Origin of the sequence: Acidocella sp., from assembly GCF_028687955.1 — a bacterium.
Taxonomy (GTDB): Bacteria; Pseudomonadota; Alphaproteobacteria; order Acetobacterales; family Acetobacteraceae; genus Acidocella.
This window is the reverse complement of the sequence record NZ_JAQTZC010000020.1, coordinates 22,343-30,894: the sequence shown is the minus strand read 5'-3', so window position 1 is coordinate 30,894 and position 8,552 is coordinate 22,343. Positions and strand designations below refer to the sequence as shown.

Annotated in this window: 11 protein-coding genes; 3 read left to right on the top strand and 8 right to left on the bottom strand. The window is 63.8% G+C overall.

Translation table 11 applies throughout. From position 1 onward, the window contains the following. Positions 1-330: 330 nt before the first annotated feature. The 7 genes from PHE40_RS04455 to PHE40_RS04425 form a co-directional block, all read right to left on the bottom strand. A complete protein-coding gene (locus PHE40_RS04455) occupies positions 331-849 on the bottom strand; it encodes a F0F1 ATP synthase subunit B (protein ID WP_299958565.1) in 519 nt (172 codons plus the stop codon). A gap of 3 nt (positions 850-852) precedes the next feature. Next, a complete protein-coding gene (locus tag PHE40_RS04450; RefSeq protein WP_299958562.1) occupies positions 853-1,422 on the bottom strand; it encodes a F0F1 ATP synthase subunit B in 570 nt (189 codons plus the stop codon). Further along, a complete protein-coding gene (gene atpE, locus PHE40_RS04445; RefSeq protein WP_284258472.1) occupies positions 1,422-1,658 on the bottom strand; it encodes an ATP synthase F0 subunit C in 237 nt (78 codons plus the stop codon). The genes PHE40_RS04450 and atpE overlap by 1 nt, the downstream gene beginning before the upstream one ends. Positions 1,659-1,698: 40 nt before the next feature. Then, complete coding sequence (locus tag PHE40_RS04440; protein ID WP_299958554.1) at positions 1,699-2,451, bottom strand: F0F1 ATP synthase subunit A; 753 nt, start codon at positions 2,449-2,451, stop codon at positions 1,699-1,701. Further along, on the bottom strand, positions 2,451-2,768 hold the full coding sequence (locus PHE40_RS04435; protein ID WP_291422322.1) for an AtpZ/AtpI family protein: 318 nt from the start codon (positions 2,766-2,768) through the stop codon (positions 2,451-2,453). Before PHE40_RS04435 ends, PHE40_RS04440 begins: the two co-directional genes overlap by 1 nt. A gap of 113 nt (positions 2,769-2,881) precedes the next feature. Further along, positions 2,882-3,325 carry a DNA polymerase III subunit chi gene (locus PHE40_RS04430; RefSeq protein ID WP_299958549.1) on the bottom strand — a complete coding sequence of 148 codons (444 nt, stop codon included), beginning with the start codon at positions 3,323-3,325 and terminating at the stop codon, positions 2,882-2,884. Continuing rightward, positions 3,325-4,362 carry an Mrp/NBP35 family ATP-binding protein gene (locus PHE40_RS04425; protein ID WP_299958546.1) on the bottom strand — a complete coding sequence of 346 codons (1,038 nt, stop codon included), beginning with the start codon at positions 4,360-4,362 and terminating at the stop codon, positions 3,325-3,327. The genes PHE40_RS04430 and PHE40_RS04425 overlap by 1 nt, the downstream gene beginning before the upstream one ends. Positions 4,363-4,437: 75 nt before the next feature. Here PHE40_RS04425 and PHE40_RS04420 point away from each other — a divergent pair, with 75 nt between their 5' ends. Both PHE40_RS04420 and PHE40_RS04415 read left to right on the top strand, forming a co-directional pair. Then, entirely contained in the window at positions 4,438-5,823 is a 1,386-nt protein-coding gene (locus PHE40_RS04420) for a trypsin-like peptidase domain-containing protein (RefSeq protein ID WP_299958543.1), read from the top strand. 158 nt (positions 5,824-5,981) lie between these two features. After that, a complete protein-coding gene (locus PHE40_RS04415; RefSeq protein ID WP_299958540.1) occupies positions 5,982-6,998 on the top strand; it encodes a Hint domain-containing protein in 1,017 nt (338 codons plus the stop codon). A gap of 189 nt (positions 6,999-7,187) precedes the next feature. On the opposite strand, the gene PHE40_RS04410 is transcribed toward PHE40_RS04415, so the two are convergent. After that, positions 7,188-7,352, bottom strand: coding sequence for a hypothetical protein (locus PHE40_RS04410; protein ID WP_299958537.1), 165 nt, complete (start codon positions 7,350-7,352; stop codon positions 7,188-7,190). A gap of 148 nt (positions 7,353-7,500) precedes the next feature. Here PHE40_RS04410 and PHE40_RS04405 point away from each other — a divergent pair, with 148 nt between their 5' ends. Beyond that, entirely contained in the window at positions 7,501-8,526 is a 1,026-nt protein-coding gene (locus tag PHE40_RS04405) for a Hint domain-containing protein (RefSeq protein ID WP_299958534.1), read from the top strand. Positions 8,527-8,552 lie beyond the last annotated feature (26 nt).

Below are 8,552 nucleotides of genomic sequence, written 5' to 3'. Positions count from 1 at the left end.
CCCGGCCAAGATCAATATCAAACCCTACAAACTTCCCGCTGGGGGAAAGACTCTCAAACGGCGGATACGTCGCATCCACACCGAACTTGATCTCGGTCATCGCCTTCGCGCCCGCCACCACCGGCGCCAGCGTGGCCATCGCTGCTACGGCAAAAGCCGTCACACTAAAAAATTTTCTCACATAAGTCTCCCAAACAGAATTTTTCATGCCCGTCCACCCGCATAGCGGAACGCAACATGTGTCACCTTAATGCAATAAACGTTGCAGGCAACAAATTCTGTGTGGGATTTCCGGCGGCAAGGTCCGGAGGCGCTTGCCCGTTGCCGGTCTCAGCCCGCGCGGCGCAGCGCGGCGGGGATATTGGCGATCGCCTGGTCGATCCGGGCGGCATCAGCCGGGGCGGCAAAGCCGTCGCGCAGAATCTGCGCGCTGGCGGCGGTCGCGATATCAATGGCGGCGGCCCGCACATCCTTCACGGCGGCGGCTTCCGCCGCGGCAATGCGCTCCATCGCCATGCGTTCCCGCCGGGCGGCGGCCGCCTGGGCTTCCTCGGCCAGCTCAGCGGCAATCCGCGCCGCTTCGGCATGGGCCGAGGCGAGGATCTGCTGGGCATCCTCGGTGGCCTGCGCCTGGCGCGCCTTGGCGCTGGCCAGCAGGGCCTGCGCCTCTTCCTTCAGCCGCGCGGCTTCTTCCAGCGCATCGCGCACGCTCTGCGCCCGCGCATCCAGCATCGCGGCGATGGGACTTACAATCTTGCGGCCAGCCAGCACCGCGAAAATAACCACCGCGACGAAGACCCAGAATGCACCATGCGTCCAGGGGGTAAAACTCAGGGCCTGGTATTCCATCGCTTAAGCTGCCTTCCCCGCGGCCAGGGCGGCATCCACACGCTGCCCCAGAATGTCTGCTTCAGGCGCATTGCCTGTAAGCTTCTGCAAAATACTCGCGGCGGCCTCAGCCGCCACCGGCTTGATCGCGGCCATCGCCGCGCTCCGCGCCGCGGCAATCCGCCCCTCGGATTCAGCCAGTTTCTGGTCCAGGCTGGCGGCCAGCGCCGCCGCCTGTGCCATGGCCTCGGCCTTGGCCTTCGCCACGGCCTGCGCCACTTCCGCGCCTGCCGCGCCGCGTGCCTGGCTCATCGTCGCGTTCAGCGCCGCCACGGCCTGATCAGCCGTGATTTTCGCTGCCCGCGCCGCCGCCAGATCCTGCGCGATCACGCTTGCCCGATTTGCCAGCACCTTCCCCATCTCCGGCAGACCCCAGCGGGCCAGCAGCAGATAGAGCGCCACCAGAATCACCGCCATCCACACCACCTGATACGAGGTGAGCGGGTTGGCGAAATCCATCTGCGGCATGGTCCCCTCCGCGCACGCGGCGGCGGGGCTGAGGCTCAGCAGAGCGATGGTGGCGATGCGGCGCATCAGGTGAACAGGATGATCAGCGCGATGACCAGCGCATACAGCGCCACCGCTTCCGTCAGCGCGAAGCCGAGCAGAACGTCGCGGAACATGGTGTCCCGCGCGGCCGGGTTGCGGCCGACGGAGGACACGAACGCGCCAAACAGGTTACCGATACCAACGCCCGCACCGGCAACACCGATGGTGGCAAGACCGGCGCCAATGTCTTTGGCGAGCAGAGCGGCTGACTGAGGATCCATATTAAACTTTCCTTTCCGAAACTTTTTTAAGCAAAAAACATCAATGCATATGCACGGCGTCGTGCAGATACAGGCAGGTGAGGATGGCGAACACATAGGCTTGCAGCCCCGCCACCAGCAATTCCAGCGCCGCCAGCGCCACGTTCAGGCCCAGCGGCACCACCGAAGCAAACACCCCGAAAATACCGAAGCTTGCCACCAGCATCAGCATGAACCCTGCGAAAACCTCCCACATCACATGCCCGGCGGTCATGTTGGCGAACAAACGAACCGAGAGTGAAACAGGGCGGGAGAGATAGGAGATAATCTCAATCGGCACCAGCAGGGGCAGCAGCCAGCCTGGCACGCCATGCGGCACGAAAAATTTGAAAAAGCGGAGACCGTGCGTATAAAACCCCACCCCGGTGGAGAACACGAACACGAACAGCGCCAGACTCAGCGTGACCGCGATATGCGAGGTGAACGCGAAAAAATAAGGGAACAGCCCGAGCAGATTGCCAAGCAGGATGAAGCTGAAAATGGTGAACACCAGGGGGAAGAACCGCAGCCCCTCCTCGCCGATGGTGTCAACGCACATATTATGCACGAATTCATACAGCAGCTCGACCACCGCCTGCCCGCGTCCCGGGATCAGCGCGCGCGCCCGCAGGCCCATGGCGAAAATACCCACGATGATCACCGCGGCGGCCAGCATGGCCTCGTTGGAGTTGCTGAAGTCCACCGCGCGGCCAAGCGGGCCCAGGCCTGGTGTCAGGCTGAATTGTCCGAGCGCGTCGATCGTTGGGCCTGCCATTACTTTTTATCCCGTCCGCCGTCAGTTTTCCCCGCGGCCCGCACCAGATTGCGCAAACCGGCCGCCATGCCCACCGGCACCATCACAAGCATCAGCCACGGTTTGGTATGAAAAAGCCTGTCCAGCCCCCACCCAATCCCCACGGCGATGACCATGGCAGCCACCAGTTCAACCCCCAGGCGCATCGCAAAGTTGACTGCTTGACTAGCCGCCCCCGCGCCTGATTGCGCCGGATCCCGCTTTGTCCGCCCTTTGGCCGCCGCCTGCGCTGCCGCAAGCCGTTGCTCAAAAGTCTCTTTGTCGCGACCGTTGTTCATACACCTGTTTTCAGCGGTTCTGCGCCGCCGGAAGTTGGCCGGTTGCTACCTATCCCCCCCTGGCCTGTCAAGAATGCCTGGCACTTAATGTTACAATCAAAGCGATTAAGTTTTCAGCCAGCCTTTTCCCAGCCGCCCTCGCTCTGTTTCCAATAGGTCAGGGTATGGCCTGCGGCCTTCGCTGCGCGCCAGCGCGCCCGCGCCGCCGCCACCTCGTCCTCATCATTGCCGTCGAACAGGTCGAACACCCTTTTATACGGCGCCATCTCCGCCGCCGCCCCGCCAAGCCGGAACAAAAACCCCGCCCCGGCCGGATTTTCATCCTCAAGCGTCAAAAAAACCGGCTGCCATTCGGGGTGCGGCGTGGCGCTCGTGCCGTGGGGCAGCCAGTCTGGCTGATGAGCCTGCCAAAGTGCAACATCCAGCGCCGCCAGCTGTGCCGCATCCTTACACACGACAACAGCCCGCTCCCCCGCCGCCAGCGTGCGCCCCAGCAACGCGGGCAGCGCCGCGGCCATATTCGTGCGGGTCAGATGATAAAACCCAGCCTCCGCCATCAGTCGATGACAATCCGCGGCGGCGCGCGCCTGGCTGGCGCCAACGCCCCGGCCACGGCCGCGGCCACAGCCCGGAACGACGCCGCCGCCACGCTTGAAGGGGCGGCCGCGCACACCGGCGTCCCCGCATCTCCGGTCTCGCGGATTTCCAGCAGCAGCGGCACTTCGCCCAAAAATGGTACATTTATGCGCGCTGCCTCGGCCGCCGCCCCGCCATGGCCGAACACATCCGTCCGCCCGCCGCAATGCGGGCAGGAGAAATAGGACATGTTCTCCACAATCCCCAGCACCGGCACATTCACCTGGGCGAACATCTTCACCCCCCGGCGCGCGTCGATCAACGCGATGTCCTGCGGCGTGGAGACCACAACCGCCCCCGCCAGCCGCGCCTTTTGCGCCAATGTGAGCTGAATATCCCCGGTTCCGGGCGGCATATCCACCACCAGCACATCCAGCGCGCCCCATTCCACCTGGCCCAGCATCTGGGTCAGCGCCCCGGTCGCCATCGGCCCGCGCCAGACCATCGCGGTGTCGCCATCCACCAGAAACCCGATGGACATGCACTTCACCCCCCAGGCCTCCAGCGGGATCATCTTGCCGTCCCGCACCTCGGGCTTGCGCGCCAGCCCCAGCATCCGCGGCAGCGAGGGGCCATAAATATCGGCATCCAGCAGCCCCACGCTCAGCCCGCTCTGCGCCAGCGCCACCGCCAGATTAACCGCCACGGTGGATTTCCCCACCCCGCCCTTGCCCGAGGCCACCGCGACCACCGACTTCACTCCCGGCAACACCGGCGCAACCGGCGGCGGCGGCGGTGGCGGTGCCTTATGCGCGGTGAACACCACGGAGGCGTTTTTTACCCCCGGCAGCGCCGCCAGCGCCGCCTCCACATCCCGGCGCAACGGCTCCAGCGCCGCCGCGTCCTCGCGTTTTATGGCCAGCGTCACCTGCACCAGCCCATCGCCCACATGCAGGCCATCGAGCATTTTACCCAGGTTAAACGGTGCCAGCGCCGCGCGGATGTCATTTTCATTCATGCCCCAAGCTTTAACGCAGCGCCCCGGCGTGTCCAGCCTCTTGCGGAGATGCCCGCCCCGCCACACAATTTGGCCATGACCTCACTCCGCCGCCTGCTCCTTGCCGCCGTGTTCCTCACCGGCACCGCCGCTCTGGTCCTCACCGCCCCCGCCGCCCGCAGCAGCAATCTGCCGCAGATGGCCGGCCTCGCCGCGCGCGTCATGCCCGCCGTGGTCAGCATCGCCAGCACGGACCCGGTGCCCCCCGCCGCCGGCAACAGCGGCGATGACATCACCCTTGCCGCCGGCACCGTGCTGCCGCCGCCCAAGGCGGTTGAGGCCCTGGGCTCGGGCTTCGTCATCGCCCCCTCCGGCTATATCCTCACCAACGCCCATGTCATCGCCGGGGCGGCCAGCATCAGCGTCACGTTTCAGGACGGCACGATCGTTCCCGCCACCGTCACCGGCCGCGACACCGATGCCGACATCGCGGTTCTCAAGGTCAACACCGGCCACCCCTTGCCGTTCGTCAAATTCGGCAATTCCACCGCCCTGCGCGTGGGCGATTGGGTGCTGGCCATCGGCAACCCTTACGGCCTGCCCGGCAGCACCTCGGCGGGCATCGTCAGCGCGCTGGACCGCAACATCAACGAAGGTACCTACGACGATTTCATCCAGACCGACGCCGCCATCAACCGCGGCAACTCCGGCGGCCCGCTGTTCAACGAGAAAGGCGAAGTCATCGGCGTCGATTCCGCCATCTACTCTCCCTCCGGCGGCTCCATCGGAATCGGCTTCGCCATCCCCTCCGCCATGGCCCAGCCGGTCGCGCAATCGCTCATGGCCAGCGGCAGCATGGTGCGCGGCTGGCTCGGCGCCGCCACGCAGGAGGTCACACCCGCAATCCAGGCCACGCTCCACCTGCCCAACACCGCCGGCGCGCTGGTCGGCAGCGTCTCGCCCAACGGCCCCGCCAACGGCATCCTCCAACCCGGCGACGTTATCACCGCGCTCAAAGGCGTTGCCATCACCAGCCCGCGCGCGCTGTTCATCCGCACCGCGCAGATCCCCGCGGGCAGCAAAGCCCTCATTACATTCTGGCGCAATGGCAGCGCGCACAGCGCCACTCTGTGCATCACCGTCCTGCCTCCGCCGCTGGACGAAACCATCGCCCCGGCCACCGCGCCCGCCGCCATCGCCATCCCCAGCCTCGGCCTCACCCTCTCCGCCCAACCGGCCGGTGGGGGCGCCACCATCACCGCCGTCACCGCCAAAGGCCCCGCCAGCGCGGCCGGCATCCTCGCCGGCAACGTCATCGAGCAAGTCAACGGCCAACCCACCGCCAGCGCCGCCGCCCTGCAGGCCCAGCTGCGGCAACTCACCCAGGCCAAATTGCCAGCCGCCACCCTGCTCATCACCGGCGACACCGCGAACGGCACCGACCCCGGCCCGCGCTGGGTTTCTGTTGTTTTTACGAAATAAACAACCGCCTGGCCGTTCATCATTTTTGCTTGTGCTTTGCCCTTCCTGCGAAGATTTCAGACGAATGTTTACGATTTTTTAACGAAAGACCTGTTTTAAGCGAGCATCCGTAACTTCGCCGGGATGATTCCGGCCATTTCAGCAAGGTTGCATCGCTCATGTCCGTTTTCGAAACCTTCCGTGGAATGTTCGCCATCACCTATGAGGGCGGCAGCATCACAATCACCAGCAATTCCGAAAACCTGCTTCACGAGGAGGATGGGGGCGAGCATATAACCCTTCCCGGCGCCACCAGCACCACCCCCGTCACGTATGGCGCCACCCTCTCGGGCACCGGCAACGGCGGCGGCTTAACAGGCAGCTTCACCTATGCCGGGGCGGTGGAAAAAGGCGGGCTGTACATCGGCATTCTGGTGCGCGACCAGGCTTCCAGCCAATACTACCTGCTAACAACCATGCGTCACGGCCATCATTTCAACAGTGGCCGCGGGCAGGATGGCCAGCAGGGCGATGACGGCCAGGGCGGCGGCGCAACGCTCACCCTGCAACCAACCGTCGGCTGGAACCTCCTCGGCGCCACCGGCTCCCCCGCCTGCTTCATGGCGGGCACAGCCGTGCGCACCCCCTCGGGCGACGTTGCGGTTGAAACCCTAAAACCCGGCGATCTGGTGAGCTTGAGCGACGGCCGCACCGCCCCGGTCGCCTGGCTCGGCCGCCAGACCATCTCCATGGTTTTTGCCGACCCGCTGCGCGTGCTGCCCATCCGCATCCGGGCCAATGCGCTGGAGGAGGGCATCCCCGCGCGGGATCTGCTGCTCTCCTCCGACCATGCGGTGCTGATCGGTGACATATTGGTGCAGGCTGGCGCGCTGGTGAACGGCATCTCAATCCTGCGCGAAACCGATGTTCCCACCGTCTTCACCTACTACCACGTCGAAGTCGCGGATCATTCGCTCATCCTGGCCGAAAACACCCCGGCGGAAACCTTTGTTGACAACGTGGACCGCCTGAACTTCGACAATTGGGCCGAGCATCAGGCCCTGGTTGGCGATACCGCCATCACCGAGATGGAATATCCGCGCGCCAAATCCGCCCGCCAGGTGCCAAAAGCCATCCGCCAGCGCCTCGCCGAGCGCGCCGAAGCAACGCAGGCGGCCCGCAGAGCCGCCGCCTGATCACCCGGCGCTGACGATGACATGAGGATGATGACATGAGGTGGAATCGTGTTGCGATTTCATCTCATGCGTGATTGTCATTTAAAAACAATGGCGTTCGTGGATGCTAGAAATTTCCCGCAGCAAATCGGAGTCCGCAATCTTGGTGCTGTACGGTCTTTTTTTACCTTCCGGAATGAAATGCCAACGTCACGTTGGCGTGAGAATACGGAATTTATGCCCGTAGAGGATATCCTGAAATTCTGCCGGTGCTAAATCAGCCTCGGCAGCCGGGTAAGCCTGCGCCATGCAAGCTGGCAAGATAAAAATCGGATAAAATTTTAAAAATATGTTCGATAATTTTTTATAAGACATTATTCAATGGACATACCTCAAAGAAAAATTCACTTTTGAGTGTTTTTGTCAGAAATAGGCGAAAAAACATGTACTTTTGATAATTTTCTGACAGAAGAGCCTTCTAGTCGATACCCGCTTGCAACTTGATTTGAAGGATTTCTCCACAATGGCCTCGACCGAAGCATTTAATGGCATGTTCGCTGTCACCTACACCGGCGGGAACATCACCATTGCCCCCAACACCAGCAATTCCGAAAACCTGCTTCACGAGGAGGATGGGGGCGAGCATATAACCCTTCCCGGCGCCACCAGCACCACCCCCGTCACGTATGGCGCCACCCTCTCGGGCACCGGCAACGGCGGCGGCTTAACAGGCAGCTTCACCTATGCCGGGGCGGTGGAAAAAGGCGGGCTGTACATCGGCATTCTGGTGCGCGACCAGGCTTCCAGCCAATACTACCTGCTAACAACCATGCGTCACGGCCATCATTTCAACAGTGGCCGCGGGCAGGATGGCCAGCAGGGCGATGACGGCCAGGGCGGCGGCGCAACGCTCACCCTGCAACCAACCGTCGGCTGGAACCTCCTCGGCGCCACCGGCTCCCCCGCCTGCTTCATGGCGGGCACAGCCGTGCGCACCCCCTCGGGCGACGTTGCGGTTGAAACCCTAAAACCCGGCGATCTGGTGAGCTTGAGCGACGGCCGCACCGCCCCGGTCGCCTGGCTCGGCCGCCAGACCATCTCCATGGTTTTTGCCGACCCGCTGCGCGTGCTGCCCATCCGCATCCGGGCCAATGCGCTGGAGGAGGGCATCCCCGCGCGGGATCTGCTGCTCTCCTCCGACCATGCGGTGCTGATCGGTGACATATTGGTGCAGGCTGGCGCGCTGGTGAACGGCATCTCAATCCTGCGCGAAACCGATGTTCCCACCGTCTTCACCTACTACCACGTCGAAGTCGCGGATCATTCGCTCATCCTGGCCGAAAACACCCCGGCGGAAACCTTTGTTGACAACGTGGACCGCCTGAACTTCGACAATTGGGCCGAGCATCAGGCCCTGGTTGGCGATACCGCCATCACCGAGATGGAATATCCGCGCGCCAAATCCGCCCGCCAGGTGCCAAAAGCCATCCGCCAGCGCCTCGCCGAGCGCGCCGAAGCAACGCAGGCGGCCCGCAGAGCCGCCGCCTGATCACCCGAACAGCTGGCGCGCTTTAA